This is a genomic window from Streptomyces yaizuensis (assembly GCF_034961445.1).
In the GTDB taxonomy this organism is placed as follows: Bacteria; Actinomycetota; Actinomycetes; order Streptomycetales; family Streptomycetaceae; genus Streptomyces; species Streptomyces yaizuensis.
Genome location: NZ_BSBI01000004.1, coordinates 181,077 through 195,745, shown reverse-complemented (window position 1 = coordinate 195,745; position 14,669 = coordinate 181,077). Strand labels below are relative to the sequence as shown.

Genomic DNA, 14,669 nt, shown 5'->3' with positions numbered 1-14,669 from the left:
ATGGGCGTGACACCGCTCACCGAGGCACCTTCGATCCACCCGTCCTTCCCGCCGTCCCTGCTCGCGGGGGGCGCCGAGGGCCTGTCCGAGGCCCTGGCCGCACTCGGCGACGCCGTCGACGCCGTGCGGTCGGCCGCCCGGCCCGCCGGGCCGATACCGGTCGGCACCCCCACCGACGTGCTCCGCGCCGCCGCCCGCGCCCTGGGCCCGGCCCGGCTGCCCGCCGAGGGAGTCGGCGAGAGGGCCGCGCTGCGGCTGCTGGCCACCACGCTCACCGAGCACGGGATCAACCTGGCCCACCCCCGGGCCGCCGCCCACCTCCAGCCGCCGTCGCTGGCGGTCGCCGTCGCGGCGGACGCCCTCGCGAGCGCCACCAACGCCTCGCTGGACACCTACGACTCGGGGCCCTCGGCCATCGCCGTCGAACGCTGGCTCATCGGCGTACTGATCCACCTGGCCGGGCTCGGGGAGCGCGCCGACGGCGTCCTCACCCCCGGCGGCTCGCTGTCCAACCTGCTCGGCCTGCTGCTCGCCCGGGACGCCGCCGCCCACCGGCTGGGGCTCAACGCCCGCGAGGACGGGGTCGCCGCCCTGCCCGGACCGGTGGTGTTCTGCTCCGAGCTGGCCCACTTCTCCGTACAGCGCGCCTGCGCCGCCCTCGGACTCGGCGAGGCCGCCGTCCACCCCGTCACCACCGACGACCAGCGGCGCATGCGGCCCGAGGCGCTGGCCGCGGCCCTGGCGGCGCTCACGCCCGACCAGACGCCGCTGGCGGTGGTCGCCACCGCAGGGACCACGGACTTCGGCTCCATCGACCCGCTGCCGCAGATCGCCGAGATCGCCGCCGACCGGGGCATCTGGATGCACGTCGACGCGGCGTACGGCTTCGGCGCGCTGTTCTCCGAGCGGCTGGCCGGCCGGCTCGCCGGCCTGGAGCTGGCCGACTCGGTCACCCTGGACCTGCACAAGATCGGCTGGCAGCCCGCCGCCACCAGTGTGCTGCTGGTGTCCGACACGACCGCCTTCACCTCGCTCGACCGCGAGGTCGCCTACCTCAACCCGACCGACGACTCCGAAGCGGGCTACGACGGTCTCCTCGGGCGCAGCCTCCAGACCACCCGCCGCCCCGACGCGGTGAAGGCCGCCGCCACCTTCCTGGCGCACGGCCGGACCGGGATGGGCCGCATGGTCGACATCTGCCACGACCTCGCCCGCCACGCCGAGCGCCGCATCCGCGAGGAGCCCGAGCTGGAGCTGGTCGCCCCGGCGGAGCTGACCACGGTCGTCTTCCGCTACCGGGGCGGGGACCCGGCGGACGCCGACCGCCTCAACGGCGCGCTGCGCCGGCGGCTGCTGGAGTCGGGGACCGCGCTCATCGGGCGTACGGAGGTCCGCTCCGGCGGGCCCGGCTCCCCCCAGCGGGTCTGCCTGAAATTCACCCTGCTCAACCCCACCACCACCGCCGAGGACATCGACGGCCTCGTGGACACCGTCCTCGACGCCGGCCGCGCCTGCGTACGACTGACCGAGGAGAGCGCCGCATGAGCGCCGTCGCCACCGAGGCCCCCGCCGGGAAAGCGGACCGGGCCCCGGCCGATCCGCTGCACGAACTCGACCCCCGGGGCGCGTCCGAGCACGCCCACCTGGAGGCGCTGCTGCGCTGCTGGCTCCTGGAGACCGGCACCCCCGTCGCGCCCGGGCCGCTGCGGATCGAACTCCCCACCGCCGGGCTGACCCTGGTCACCGAGGTCACCCACCGCTCGCCCACCGGCTGGCACCGGTTCGCCCCGGTCCGGCTGATGGGTCCCGGCGGGCCGCTGGGCGCCGCCGCCGACCCCGTGACGGCCGTCGCGCTGCTCTCCACCGAAGCGGCCGTGGGGGGCGGCAGCCGCCCCGGCGGGGTCCCGGCCGGTGAGGTCGCCGACCTGGTGGAGCGCACCGCCGAGTCCGTACGGCGGGTCGCCACGTTCATCGGCGACCGCCGCGGCAACCCCGGGCCGCCGCCCGGCGTCGACGGCTTCCTCGACGCCGAACAGGCCCTGCTGCTCGGTCATCTGAACCACCCCGCGCCCAAGAGCCGTGACGGCATCTCCGACCACGAGGCCGCCGCCTTCTCGCCCGAGCTGCGCGGCTCCTTCCGGCTGCACTGGTTCGCCGCCGACCCGTCGGTCGTCTCGCACGGCGCGGTGGCCGGCGCCCCGTCCCTGGCCGGCCAGGACACCGTCGCCCTCCTCGCGGGCCTCGCCGAGCACCGCACGGACGACGGCCGGATCCTGGTCCCCGCCCACCCCTGGCAGGCCCGGGACCTGCTGCACCGCCCCCGGATCGCCGCCCTGGTCGCGTCGGGCGCGCTGGAGCCCCTGGGCGAGCTGGGCCCGAAGTGGTGGCCGACGTCCAGCGTCCGCACCGTGTACCGGCCGGACGCGGGCGTGATGCTGAAGCTGTCGCTGGGGCTGCGCCTGACCAACTCGCGGCGCGAGTCGACCCGTACCGAACTCCTGCGCGGTCTGGAGATCAACCGGCTCCTCGACGCCGGGTACGCGCGGACCACCTTCGACGCCCACCCCGGGTTCGCCATCACCCGCGACCCCGCCTGGCTCGCGGTGGACGAGCCGGGCCGCGCGGGCGGCCCCGAGGTGACCGGTCTCGACGTCGCCGTGCGCGAGGTGCCGCGCGACATCGCCGACCTGCGCACCCTGGTGGGCCTGGTGGCGCCGAGGCCCGGTCTCGGCCGCAGCGCGCTGGGCGAGCTGGTGGCCGGTCTCGGCGCCGGCGCGGCCGAGCAGTGGACGGCCGACTACACCGACAAGGTGCTGGTGCCCATGCTGCACCTGTACGCCGCCACCGGTATCGGCCTGGAGGCCCATCAGCAGAACACCCTGGTCCGCCTCGACGCGCGGGGCCGGGTGACCGGCGGCACGTTCCGTGACAACCAGGGCTACTACCTGGCCGCCTCCCATCTGCCCGGCCTGCTCGCGAGGCTCGGGGAGGACTCCTCCACGCTGGCCGTCGTGGACGACGCCATCGTGGACGACCGGCTGTCGTACTACTTGCTGCGCAACCAGGTCCTGTCGGTCGTCGGCTGCCTCGCCGTCGACGGGCTGGCCGACGAGCGGGACCTGCTCGCCGTGCTCGCCGACCGGCTGCGGGCGGCCCTGCCCGCCCTCGCCCAGGCGGGGCCCGGCGGCGACCGGCTGGCCCGCCGCTGGCTGGACGCCGGCACCCTGCCGTGCAAGGGCAACCTGCTCACCCGCCTGCACGGCATCGACGAGGTCCTCGCGCCCCTGGACGCCCAGTCCGTCTACCTGGACGCGCCCAACCCCCTCCAGGAGGCCACGGCATGACGTCGGCACAGCTGACAGAACCGGCACAGCAGCCGCAGCAGGGGGCGGGCCCGTCGCCCGAGGTCCCCGGGCCGCCACTGCCCGTACTGGAAGGGCGCTGGTCGGCGCGCGTGGCCCGGGCCGAGGGCCCCGACCTGGAACGGGTGCACGGCTGGATGCAGTCGTCGCACATCGAGGCCTTCTGGCACCAGGCATGGCCGCGTGAACGCTGGGTCGAGGAGATCGCGGATCATCTCGCGGGCGACACCATCCTGCCGCTCATGGTCGATCTCGACGGCCGCCCGTTCGCGTACATCGAGATCTACCGCGTGGTGCGGGACCGGATCGCGGAGAAGTATCCGTACCGGGACCACGACCTGGGCCTGCACATCGCCATCGGCGAGGTGAGCAGCACCGGCAAGGGCCTGGGCCGGGAGCTGCTGCGCGCGCTCGCCGACGGCCTGCTCGCCGCCGACCCCGCGTGCACGCGGGTGGTCGCCGAGCCGGACGTCACCAACGCGCCCTCGCTCAAGGCGTTCGCCGCGGCCGGGTTCCGCGCCGCCGGTCGGATCACCTTCCCCGAGAAGGACGCCGCGCTGCTCATCCGTCCGCGCCACGAGGAGGATCTGCCCCGATGACCGACTCCCTCAGCAGCAGGCACGACGTGGTGGCCATCGGCTGCGGGCCCTTCAATCTGGGTCTCGCCGCGCTGGCCTCGACCGTGGACGATCTCGATCTGGTGGTGCTGGAGGAGCAGCCCGAGCTGACCTGGCACCGCGGGATGATGTTCGGCAACGCCTCCATGCAGGTGAACTTTCTCGCGGACCTCGTCACCCTGGTCGCGCCCGGACACCCTCTGTCGTTCCTCGCCTACCTGCACGACATGGACCGGCTCTACACCTTCACGGTGCGGGAGAACTTCTTCCCGTCCCGCCGGGAGTACGAGGACTATCTGCGCTGGGCGGCGGCGAGACTCCCCTCGGTGCACTTCTCCCACCGGGTCGAGGAGGTCCGCTGGGACGCCGCCGAGGAGACCTTCACCGTGCTCTCCGTGCGCGGCGACGGCACCCGGCTGCGGATGACCGCCCGTCATCTCGTCCTCGGCATCGGCACCGCGCCGCACATCCCCAAGGCGCTGGCGGACCTGCCCGCGTCGGCGCTGCTGCACACCTGCGACTACGTGCACCGCGTGGCGGACATCGAGGCCGCCGGGAAGATCACGGTGGTCGGCTCGGGGCAGTCCGGGGCCGAGGTCGCGGTGGACCTCATCGGCCGCAACCTGGAGGGCGGGCCCGCGGTCAGCTGGCTGACCCGCACCTCGTCGTTCGCGCCGCTGGACTACACCAAAATGGTCCTGGAGATGACCACTCCGGCGTACATGCAGTACTTCCACTCCCTGCCGGAGGAGGTACGCAACCGGCTGACCCGCGAGCAGTGGCAGTTCTACAAGGGCATCTCCACCGACACCCTGGAGGAGGTCCACGAACTGCTCTACCGGCGCCAGCTGGAACACGGACTCGCCGATGTGGAACTGCGGTTCGGCATCACCGTGGAGTCCGCGGCGGTGGACGCGGCGGGGCGTACGGTGCTGACCTGCCGGCACCGGGACACCGGCCAGCTCTTCGAGCACACCACCGATCTCGTGGTGGCGGCGACCGGTTACCGCAACCGTCCGCCGGCGTTCCTGGAGCCGATCGACGAGCTGCTCCTGCGGGACGGGCAGGGCCGGCACCGCGTCCGTCTGGACCACTCGGTCGAACTCGCCGACGGGGTCACCGGGCGGGTGTTCGTGGCCAACGCCGAGACCCACTCCCACGGGGTCTCCGCCCCGAACCTGGACATCGGCGCGGTGCGCAACGCGACCATCCTCAACGCGATCACCGGGCGGGAGACCTACCGGCTGCCCAAGCGGAGCGCCTTCACCAGCTTCGAGGCGCCGCCGCCGGTCGCGTAGCGCGGTCAGCTGCCGGAGCGTGGCTGCCCCGTCCGGTGTCCCCGGGTGGGGCGGCCGCGTTTCAGGGGCGCGCGGCCGTCTCGCGTACCGCCGTCTCGCGTACGGGTGCCTCGTGACGGGTCGCGCCGGGGTCCCAGCCCCGGGGCCGGTCCGCTGCCCGCGCCGACGTGGGCGCGGGGGCGGCCGCCTGGCCGGGCGCGGGGGCGGCCGCGCGCGCCGGGGCCGACGGGCGGTGGCCCCGTTCCGCCTCTCTCAGCTGCCGGTCGATCCGGCGTTCCCGCAGATGGCCGACGAGGGAGGGGAGCAGGACAAGAGCGGCGGCCAGGAGCAGCGCGAGCCAGCTGAACAGTGTCGTGGTGGTCATGTCCACCACTTTCGCCGCCCGGGGGACCGGTCCGGCAGTGGCAGGACTGTCATATGGAAGCAAATTACTGCCACACTGCGCGCATGCTGAGAAACGTCGCCGTCGTCCTGCTCGATGTCGTCCACCCGTTCGAACTCGGCGTACTGTGCGAGGTGTTCGGACACGACCGCAGTGACGACGGGCTCCCCGTCTACGACTTCGCCGTGGTCTCCGCCGCCGGGCCCACGCTGCGCACGCACGCCGGCTTCGAGATCACCACCCCGTACGGACTCGACCGGCTCGCCGAGGCCGATCTGATCGCGCTGCCCACCGGGGGCGACTACCCCAGCCGCGACTATCCGCCGGAGCTGCTGGCCGAGATGCGCCACGCCGCCGCGCGGGGCGCCCGGCTGCTGAGCGTCTGCACCGGCGCCTTCGTCCTCGGCGCGGCGGGCCTGCTCGACGGCCGGCGCTGCACCACGCACTGGCGCCATGCCCAGGCACTCGCCGAACGCTTCCCCCGCGCCATCGTGGACCCGGGCGTGCTCTACGTGGAGGAGGGGCCGGTGATCACCTCGGCGGGGACCGCGGCCGCCATCGACGCCTCGCTGCACGTGCTGCGGCAGGAACACGGCCCGAAGGTCGCCAACACCGTCGCCCGGCGGATGGTGGTGCCGCCGCACCGCGACGGCGGACAGGCCCAGTACATCGAACGCCCCCTGCCGGCCGGCCGCTGCGACACCGTCGGCGAACTGCTCACCTGGATGGAACACCATCTCGACCAGGAGATCACGGTGGAGGGGCTCGCCGAGCGGGCCCATATGTCGCCGCGGACCTTCGCCCGCCGCTTCCGGCAGGAGACCGGGACCACCCCGTACCGGTGGCTGCTGCGGCAGCGGATCCTGCTGTCGCAGCAGCTGCTGGAGACCACCGACGACACGGTCGACGCCATCGCGGGCCGCACCGGGTTCGGGACCGCCGCCCTGCTGCGCCACCACTTCCTGCGGACGCTCGACACCACCCCGCACGCGTACCGCAGGACCTTCCGGGGCCCGGTGTCCGAGGTGCGGCACTGATGGACGGCTTCGGAGCCTTCGGGCCCGCGGGCCTCAGCCCTTGACGGCGTCCGCGATCCGCCCGGCGGCCTGGGCGGGTGTGAGGTGTGTGGTGTCGACGACCTCGGCCTCGGCGTGCAGCCAGGTGCGGGCCGCCTCGGCGTAGGGTTCGAGGTGCTTCAGGCGGAACGGGGAGTCGGGGCCGAGGACGGTGTCGCCCGCGATGCGCCGGCGCAGGGTGTCCTGGTCGGCGTGGAGGACGAAGTGCCGCACCGGGATGGCGTGGTGGGCGAGTCCCGCGCTGATCTCGCGCCAGTACCGCTCGACGAGGACGGTCATGGGCATCACCAGGGTGCCGCCGGTGTAGTCGAGTACGTGTCGGGCGGTCTCGACGACCAGGGGCCGCCACGGCGGCCAGTGCTGGAAGTTGTCCGTCCGGGGCAGCCCGGGGGTGATGTCCATCAGCGTCTCGCCGACCTTCTCGGCGTCGAACACCCGCGCGTCGGGGAGGAGCGGCTGCACGAGCGCGCCGGTCGTCGTCTTGCCCGCGCCGTGGGTGCCGTTGAGCCATACGATCATGGCCCCGACGCTAGCGGGCCACGGTTCGCGGGCCGATACGGATCGCGTCACAGAACGGGTACGGGTACGGGTGCGGGAGAGGACTCCGGTGCGGGAGAGGACTCCGGTGCGGGAGAGGACTCCGGTGCGGCTCGGGTTCCGGGCGGCGGTGTGTACAGATGTTGGACAGTGCGCCCCGGGCGCGGGAGCCTACGGTGCCGGAAGTGTCCCTCGGCGAAGGAGCCGCCCGTGTGCCCTCTTCCCCTGTTCCCCCCGCCCATGGCCCGCCTCCGGCCGGGGCCGCACACCGTCCCCCTCTCCCGGGTCTGAGGGCGGCACGGATGCCCGTACTCCCTTACTCGGGAGCCGACCTCGCCTACGAGGAGCACGGCCGGGGCGCACCCATGCTGATGATCCACGGCAGCGGGGCGCAGGCCGCGACCTGGGACGGTGTGGTCGGCGACCTGGCGGCGGACCGCCGGGTCATCGTCTACGACCGGCGTGGCTACGGTGCCTCCACGCACCCTCCGGTCCGTGATCACCGCCGCCATGTCCGGGACGCCGCCGCCGTGCTCGAACAGGTCGCCGGGGAACCGGCGACCGTCACCGGCTGGAGCGCGGGTGCCAACATCGCGCTCGCCCTGACCGTCGAACGCCCGGACCTGGTACGCCGTCTGATCCTGGTGGAACCCCCGCTGCACGGGCTGCGCCATGCCACGGCGCCGATGCTGGGCGCCCTGGCCCGGGCCAAGCGCGACCAGCTCCGGGGGCGGCCCCGGGAGGCCGCCGCGCACTTCTTCCGCTGGGCGGCGGGCGACTCCTTCGACGGCGCGCCCGCGCAGGAGCGCGAACGGCTGCTCTCGCACGCGGCGAATGTGCTGGCGGAGCTGGATCCGCATCCTTTCGGAGTGCTCTTCGAGCATCTGCCGACACGCCGGATCCGCCGCGTCCGGGTCCCGGTGACCTTTCTGCTGGGTGAGCGGAGCGATCCCTTCTTCCACGGGGTGCGGCGGCGGCTGGCGCGGGCGCTGCCCGCGATGCGGACGGAGGTCGTCCCGGGTGCGACGCACCTGGTGCACATCGACGCCCCGGCCGCCTTCGCCGCGGCGGTCCGCCGGGCCGACCCCGTACCCCCGGTGGACCCGGTGGATCCGGTGGAGGCGGATACGGGCCCGTAGCGGCACCCGCCGGGGGGGAACGCGGACCAGGTCCGCGCGGGCACGGTGGGCGCTACCGGAGGGGTGGGAAAGCGCCGTCCGGCCGCGCCTGCCCGCCCGCCGGCCCGACCACCGGGGGCGTCAGGAGTGAAACCGCGCTGACGCCGGGCTGAAACCGGCTCCCCGCAGGCTTCGGGCAAGCAACCGACCGCAGATCCCGGAAGGCTGAGGACCCCATGTCGCAGTGCCCCGTCCGCCACCTCACCCCCGAACTCCTCGAAGACCCCGTCCGCGGCTACGCCGACCTCCGGGACCGGCCCTCGCTCACCCCGGTCGTCCTGCCGGGCCTCACCACCCCCGTACGACTCGTCACCCGCTACGCCGACGTCAAGGAGGCCCTGACCGAGCCCCGGCTGATCCGCGACCGCGGCCGTATCCCCGGCACCGAGGGCGTCACCGATCACCAGGACGAACTGACCGACGCCTTCAGCGACCTCCCGCCCGAGTACATCGCGTTCGTCAACGACCATCTCGCCCTCCTCGACGCCGAGGAGCACACCAGCCGCCGGGCGCCCCTCACCCGGGCCTTCACCGCCCGCTGGGTCACCGCCCTGCGCCCCTTCCTGGAGGAGCGGACCGCGCAGCTCGCCGACGACCTCGCCGCCCAAGGCGAGGCGGACTTCCTGCACGACTTCGCCTATCCCCTGGCGACCTCCCTGATCTGCGAACTCGTCGGTGTGGACGCCGCCGACCGGGACCAGGTGTGCGGCTGGATACGGGACTTCGCCTACGGTGACGGCACGGGTGTCGGCGCCGCGCTGGAGGGCATCGTCGGGCATCTCAAGGACCTCATCGCCCGGCGCCGCGCCGAGGGCCGCGACGATCTGATCTCGACCCTGATCCGCAGCACCGACGAGAACGGCTCCCCCCTCACCGAGGAACGTCTCGTCTCCACCGTCCTGCTCCTCATCAACACCGGCATCACACCGCCCGCCCTGTTCCTCGCGCACGCCGTTCTCGCCCTGTTCGACCACCCCGACCAGCTCGACCTGCTCCGCGGCCGGCCGGACCTGCTGGAAGGGGCCGTCGCCGAACTCCTGCGGTATGTCTCCCTCGTCCGTATCGGCGCCACTCTGTACGCGACCGAGGACTTCACCTTCGCCGGTACCGAACTGGTCCGGGGCGAGGCCGTCGCGGTCGCCCTCCTCGGCGCGAACCACGACCCCCACGAGTACGGGGAGGGCCCCGAACACCTGGACATCTCGCGCCGGTTCGGGCGTGGCGACGGACATCTCGCCTTCGGGCACGGACCCCACTACTGCATCGGCGCCGCCCTCGGCCGGATGCTGACCAGGACCGTCTTCGAGCGGATGCTCATCGGGCGGCCCGGCCTGCGACCGGCCGTGCCCCGGGACGCGCTGGAGTTCGGACACTGGCCCGGCGACGGGTTCCACCTGAAGAGCCTGCCGGTACGGTTCTGAGCCCCCGGCCCCGTACCGGCAAGGGGCTCACGGCAGGGGCTTGCGGCAACGGCTCACGGCGGGGGCTCAGCGGGCCCCGTCCTGCTCCTCCCCCGCCAGCAGGGCGAGTCCCGCCGCCGCGAGCCCGTCCCGGTCCAGCCCGGCGTACTCCGCCACCGCCGCCGCGTACACCGCCCCGTCGGCGGCACGGGCGAGCCGCTCGGAGGCCGCCGACGACATCGTCGGATGGAAGGTGCGCGGACAGCCCAGCCGGTCCGCCAGCACGACCAGCCGGATGCCCCGCTCGCGCCGCCGTGCCGCCGCGACCGTATCCGCGGGGCCGACGGGAAGAGCAGGGGACGCCAGGTCCGCCAGGCCCAGCGCGAGCGCCAGCGCCCCGCTCACCGCCGTTCCCGCCGGCGGCCGGCGGTGAGCGGGGCCCCGACGGCTCTCCAACCGGGCCGCGAGCCGGCCGGGAAGGTCCGCCAGCAACTCCCCCACCGCGTGGAGCGCGCCGTGCCGCGCGTGCGCGGCCACCGTCACCGCCCGTACCTCCAGGCTCCACGGCTCCAGGTCCAGTTCGGCGCCGTAGGCGGCCGGGACCGTGCCCCCGGCCAGCCGCTCGACCGCCTGCCGCCACAGGGCCAGCCCACGGTCCGTGTCACCCCGCGCGAGCGCCGTCTCCGCGCGGGCCGCGAGGTCCGGCGCCAGCAGTTCGATCGAGTCCCCGGGCTCCTCGCGCACCGCCGCCTCCAGCCAGTGCCCGGCCTCGTCCACCGCGCCGGTCTGGAGCGTGGCCAGGACCATCGCCCAGCGCAGCCCCATCGTGTCCGTCCACGCGCCGGAGCCGTCGAGGATCGCGATGGCCCGCCCGATGCTCTCCCGTGCCTCCGCGCCCCGCTCGTGGTGGAGGTACAGCTCCGCCAGCCGGGACAGCGCCACCACCTCCAGCCACGGCAGGCCCAGCCCTTCGACGGCGGCGAGCATGCCGCTCACGGCCGCGATCGCCCGCTCGGGGTCCTGCCCGCTCTCGGCGGCGAACCCGGCGAACCCGTCCGCGACACCCGCGAGCAGGGGCTGATCGCCGGCCCGCAGCTCCCGCAGTACGGCCCCGTCGGGGCCGAGCACGCCCGGCAGCGCGCACAGCACCGTCGCGGCGGCCCGGACCAGGGTGTCGGGCGGTGCCGCCGGCAGCCGGCGCAGGGCCAGCAGGAACCGTGGTTCGGCCCGCCCGGTGCCCAGCAGGGAGCCGACGCAGACCAGCGTCGCCACGGTACGGGTCGCTTCGACGGAGGCGGCGCCGGGGCGGTGGTGCGAGAAGAGCCGGGCGGTGGTCTCGACCAGGGTCCCGATCCGCGCGTAGTGGGACTCCACCGTCCACAGCCCGGCGAGGACGGCGGCGACCGCGGCGACCGCGTCCCCGTCCCGCGCGGCGAGGGCGAGGGCGAGAGCGCGTACGAGGTTGTCCTGTTCGGCCCTGGCCCGCTGCCGGACGGCCGCCGTGTCCGGGCCGAACAGCCCCTCGTGGTGGCTCCTGCCGAAGTCCGCGGCCCAGGCGGTGAACCAGGTGGCCACCGCCGCGTCCTCCCCCGCCCGGCCGCGGTGCGCCGCGCCGAACTCCCGTACCGTCTCCAGCATCCCGAAGCGGGCACCGGAGGGTGTGTCGGTGACCCGCAGGAGGGACTGGTCGACCAGGTCCTCCAGGACGGACAGCACGTCGTCGCCGCCGGGGCCGGTGAAGCGGGGGTGGTTCCCGAGCACCGCCCGCGCCGCCTCCGCCGTGAATCCGCCCGGGAACACCGACATCACGCGCAGCGCCGCCCGTGCCCTCGGCTCCAGCAGGTTCCAGCTCCAGTCCACGACCGCGTGCAGGGTGCGGTGGCGTTCGGGGGTGTCCCGGGCTCCGCCCCGCAGCAGCGCGAACCGGTCCTCCAGCCGCCGGCCCATCTCCGCGACCGTCATCACCCGTACGCGGGCCGCCGCCAGCTCGATCGCCAGCGGAAGGCCGTCCAGCCGGCGGCACACCTCCGCGACCTCGTCCCGGGGCAGTTCCACCCCGGGGCGGGCGGCGCGGGCACGCCGGCCGAACAGCTCCACCGCCGCCCGGGGGTCCAGCTCCGGCAGCAGGTGGACCGACTCCGACGACAGGCCGAGCGGCGCCCGTCCTGTGGTGAGGATCCGCAGCTCGCGGGTGGCGGCGACCAGCGCGCCCACCAGGTCGGCCACCCCTGCGACGACCTGTTCGCAGTTGTCCAGGATCAGCAGCGCCGGCCCGGAACCGACGGCCGGGACGATCGCGCCGACCAGGTCGGCGGTCCGCCGGCCGCCCGCCGGGGAACCCGGGGGGTGCTGCGGGGAGCGCGACGGGTCCCGCGCCCCCACGGCCTCCGCGACCGCATCCGCCACATCGGCGTCGTCGGTCACGGCGGCGAGCGCGACCATGTGCACCGAACGCGCCCCGGACCGCCGGCCCACCGCCCCCGCCAGGCGGGTCTTGCCCAGGCCGCCGGGGCCCACGATCGAGGTGACCCGGGAGACGCCGAGCAGCCGCTCCACGGCCGCGATGTCGGCCTCCCTGCCGAGCAGCTGGTTGGGCTCGTGCGGCACTCCGCGCCGGATCGCGGGCCGCTCGCCGCGCAGCAGTTCCTGGTGGAACGCCCGCAGCGCGGGGCCCGGGTCCGTGCCCAGTTCGTCGCGCAGGGCACGGCGGTGCCGGTCGTACAGCATCAGCGCGACGGCGGCGCCGCTGACGGACGCCTCGCAGCGCATCAGTTCCAGCAGCAGTTCCTCGTCCCGGGGGTGGTCGGCCAGGGCGCGCGTGAGGGGGGCGACGGCCGCGTCCCGGCCGCCGGTGCGGGCCAGGGCGAGAGCGCCGGCCCGCCGCAGGCCACGGTGGGCCGCCGCGCACCCGGCACGCAGCTCCGCCACCGGGTCGCCGGCCGCCGCGTCCGGGGCCGTCCCGTCCGGGGGCGCCGCGCCCGCGCCGTCCCACAGCTCCAGCCCCGCCTCGGCCTCGGCGAGGGCGCCCGCGTGGTCCCCCGCGCGGGACTTCTCGGCGGCGGCGGCCGCGTGCAGCAGCAGGGCGGAGGCGTCGATCCGGTCCGGGCCGAGCGCGAGCCGGTAGCCGGTGGGGGTGCTGACGATGACCTCGGGGCCGAGCAGGGAACGGGCCCGCGCGACGAGGACCTGGAGCGCCTTCGCCGGGTTGGCGGGCCGCTCGTCGGGCCACAGCCCCTCGATCAGCCGCCCGGTGCCGCACCCGGACCGCTCGTCGCCGGCCAGCAGGGCGATCAGCCCTCGCAGCCGGGGGGCGGTGATCTCGTGGCCCCGGTAGGAGACGGTGGGGAGAACGGTCAGTTCGATCGTCACCGCAGCAGCCTATTACCGCGGCCGGGTACGGGAGTTGGGGCCTCGGCTCCGCTCAGGGGCGCAGGTGGTCCAGGAGCCCGTCCGGTTCGGGATAGGGGCGTTCCGCGGGGAGGAGTCGCCGGGCGCCGTCGACGTCACCGTCCCGTACCCGGGCGCGGATCTCGTGGGCGAGGGGGGTGACGTCCCTGATGGAGACGGTCCACTCGTCCGCGTAACGGTGGGCGGCCTCGCCCGTGAGCCCGAGTTGCAGCGAACGGTGGGGCAGGGGGCGCAGGGAGAGATCGCGCTCGGGGTCCCACTGGACCCGGGCCGGTGCCCGCTTCAGCGCGCGTCGCCAGGTGGCGCTGTCGGGGTGGAGTCCGCGCTCGTACTGGGCGGGGCAGGCGTGCTCCAGCGCCCAGGCGAAGCCCTCGCGGGTGATCTCGACGGCGAGGACGGTCTCCTGTCCTTCCTTGGTGGCCCATCCGCAGCGGTACATCATCCAGAGGAAGGACGGCTTGATCCACGTCATCCGGTCCCGCTTCCAGGCCGCCGGGAAGCGGCCCGTCCGGGCGGCGGGCAGGCCGATTCCCGGTGTGTACGCCTGGTAGACGGTGACGGTGGACGCCGTGTGGAGGGCACGGATCCGGTAGGTGGGTTCTGGCATGCCGGCAATTCTGGACGAACGCCTTGATGGGGACCAATCGTTTTCCGCGCCGCTTGCGGGACTGGTTGCGGAACTGGTTGCGGGACTGCTTTCCGCGCCGCCCTCAGGTCTCCGCCCTCAGATCCGCCAGGAACGGATGCGGTCGGCCGCGTCGTACCCGTCCGCGCGACCGGCGTCGATGTCGCGGGCGAGGTCGATGAGCGCCCCGTACGGCGGGTCGATGGCCTCGCCCGTGGCGTCCATGTACGAGACGACGATCGCGGCCCCGTACAGCGCGTTGCGGGCCGGGAGCGGGCGCAGCCGGATGACGGAGTGCAGCAGGGCGGCCGCGCGCCAGGCGTTGTCGACGGTGGCTCCGACCTGCGGAGTGTTGACGCGGTGGCGGGCGACGGCGGCCACGAGGGTGGAGAAGTCGTGCACCGACGGGTCCTTGGGCAGCACTTCGGCCTGGCGCTCCAGAAGCCAGCGGATGTCGATGTGCAGTTCCACGTCAGGCCGCCCGCCCGGGAGCCCCGGCGGCGTCCTGGCGGGTGGGGGCGTCCTCGGGGAAGGCCGTGTCGAACGCGTCCGCGTTCTCCGAGACGAACCGCCGGAAGACCTCGGCCGCGCCTTCGAAGCGGGGGTCGCGGACCGCGTTGCGCGCGGCCTCGGTGATGAGCGCGGTGACCGTGGTGCCCTCGGTGTCGGCCCGTTCCCGCAGCTGGGCGTAGAGCTCCTCGGGGACCCTGATCGTCACTGACTTCGACATGGCACGACCGTACAGCAGGGCGTACAGCGTCGGTACGGAACCGACGAAGTCCGCGA

13 protein-coding genes are annotated in these 14,669 nt (G+C 74.5%); 7 read left to right on the top strand and 6 right to left on the bottom strand.

Annotation, left to right across the window (positions count from 1 at the left end; genetic code table 11):
- From SYYSPA8_RS11880 to SYYSPA8_RS11865, 4 genes are read left to right on the top strand one after another with little or no spacing between them, the layout of a single operon-like run.
- A complete protein-coding gene (locus SYYSPA8_RS11880; RefSeq protein ID WP_323447058.1) occupies window positions 1–1,545 on the top strand; it encodes a pyridoxal phosphate-dependent decarboxylase family protein in 1,545 nt (514 codons plus the stop codon).
- Window positions 1,542–3,344 (top strand): IucA/IucC family protein, encoded by a 1,803-nt coding sequence (locus tag SYYSPA8_RS11875; protein ID WP_323447057.1) that lies wholly within the window; start codon window positions 1,542–1,544, stop codon window positions 3,342–3,344. The genes SYYSPA8_RS11880 and SYYSPA8_RS11875 overlap by 4 nt, the downstream gene beginning before the upstream one ends.
- Window positions 3,341–3,961: a GNAT family N-acetyltransferase gene (locus tag SYYSPA8_RS11870; RefSeq protein WP_323447056.1), complete on the top strand. Its 621-nt coding sequence runs from the start codon at window positions 3,341–3,343 to the stop codon at window positions 3,959–3,961. The genes SYYSPA8_RS11875 and SYYSPA8_RS11870 overlap by 4 nt, the downstream gene beginning before the upstream one ends.
- Window positions 3,958–5,277 (top strand): lysine N(6)-hydroxylase/L-ornithine N(5)-oxygenase family protein, encoded by a 1,320-nt coding sequence (locus SYYSPA8_RS11865; protein WP_323447055.1) that lies wholly within the window; start codon window positions 3,958–3,960, stop codon window positions 5,275–5,277. Before SYYSPA8_RS11870 ends, SYYSPA8_RS11865 begins: the two co-directional genes overlap by 4 nt.
- Window positions 5,278–5,338: 61 nt before the next feature.
- Here the strand turns inward: SYYSPA8_RS11865 and SYYSPA8_RS11860 are convergent, their stop codons facing one another.
- Window positions 5,339–5,641, bottom strand: coding sequence for a hypothetical protein (locus SYYSPA8_RS11860; protein WP_323447054.1), 303 nt, complete (start codon window positions 5,639–5,641; stop codon window positions 5,339–5,341).
- 83 nt (window positions 5,642–5,724) lie between these two features.
- Between SYYSPA8_RS11860 and SYYSPA8_RS11855 the strand changes: the two genes are divergently transcribed.
- Complete coding sequence (locus SYYSPA8_RS11855) at window positions 5,725–6,696, top strand: GlxA family transcriptional regulator (RefSeq protein ID WP_323447053.1); 972 nt, start codon at window positions 5,725–5,727, stop codon at window positions 6,694–6,696.
- Window positions 6,697–6,729: 33 nt separating this feature from the next.
- Here the strand turns inward: SYYSPA8_RS11855 and SYYSPA8_RS11850 are convergent, their stop codons facing one another.
- Window positions 6,730–7,254 (bottom strand): ATP-binding protein, encoded by a 525-nt coding sequence (locus tag SYYSPA8_RS11850; RefSeq protein ID WP_323447052.1) that lies wholly within the window; start codon window positions 7,252–7,254, stop codon window positions 6,730–6,732.
- A gap of 320 nt (window positions 7,255–7,574) precedes the next feature.
- Between SYYSPA8_RS11850 and SYYSPA8_RS11845 the strand changes: the two genes are divergently transcribed.
- Together SYYSPA8_RS11845 and SYYSPA8_RS11840 are read left to right on the top strand one after the other, a co-directional pair.
- A complete protein-coding gene (locus SYYSPA8_RS11845; RefSeq protein ID WP_323447051.1) occupies window positions 7,575–8,411 on the top strand; it encodes an alpha/beta fold hydrolase in 837 nt (278 codons plus the stop codon).
- 215 nt (window positions 8,412–8,626) lie between these two features.
- The gene (locus tag SYYSPA8_RS11840) at window positions 8,627–9,871 is read left to right on the top strand and encodes a cytochrome P450 (RefSeq protein ID WP_323447050.1); all 1,245 of its coding nucleotides are present in this window, start codon (window positions 8,627–8,629) and stop codon (window positions 9,869–9,871) included.
- A 66-nt stretch (window positions 9,872–9,937) separates the two neighbouring features.
- On the opposite strand, the gene SYYSPA8_RS11835 is transcribed toward SYYSPA8_RS11840, so the two are convergent.
- The 4 genes from SYYSPA8_RS11835 to SYYSPA8_RS11820 all read right to left on the bottom strand — a co-directional run bounded on the left by SYYSPA8_RS11835 (window position 9,938) and on the right by SYYSPA8_RS11820 (window position 14,613).
- The gene (locus SYYSPA8_RS11835) at window positions 9,938–13,219 is read right to left on the bottom strand and encodes an ATP-binding protein (protein WP_323447049.1); all 3,282 of its coding nucleotides are present in this window, start codon (window positions 13,217–13,219) and stop codon (window positions 9,938–9,940) included.
- A gap of 52 nt (window positions 13,220–13,271) precedes the next feature.
- On the bottom strand, window positions 13,272–13,865 hold the full coding sequence (locus SYYSPA8_RS11830) for a DUF4291 domain-containing protein (protein WP_323447048.1): 594 nt from the start codon (window positions 13,863–13,865) through the stop codon (window positions 13,272–13,274).
- Between the two features lie 117 nt (window positions 13,866–13,982).
- Entirely contained in the window at window positions 13,983–14,354 is a 372-nt protein-coding gene (locus SYYSPA8_RS11825; protein ID WP_323447047.1) for a toxin Doc, read from the bottom strand.
- Window position 14,355: 1 nt separating this feature from the next.
- On the bottom strand, window positions 14,356–14,613 hold the full coding sequence (locus SYYSPA8_RS11820; RefSeq protein WP_323447046.1) for a YlcI/YnfO family protein: 258 nt from the start codon (window positions 14,611–14,613) through the stop codon (window positions 14,356–14,358).
- Window positions 14,614–14,669: the final 56 nt, after the last annotated feature.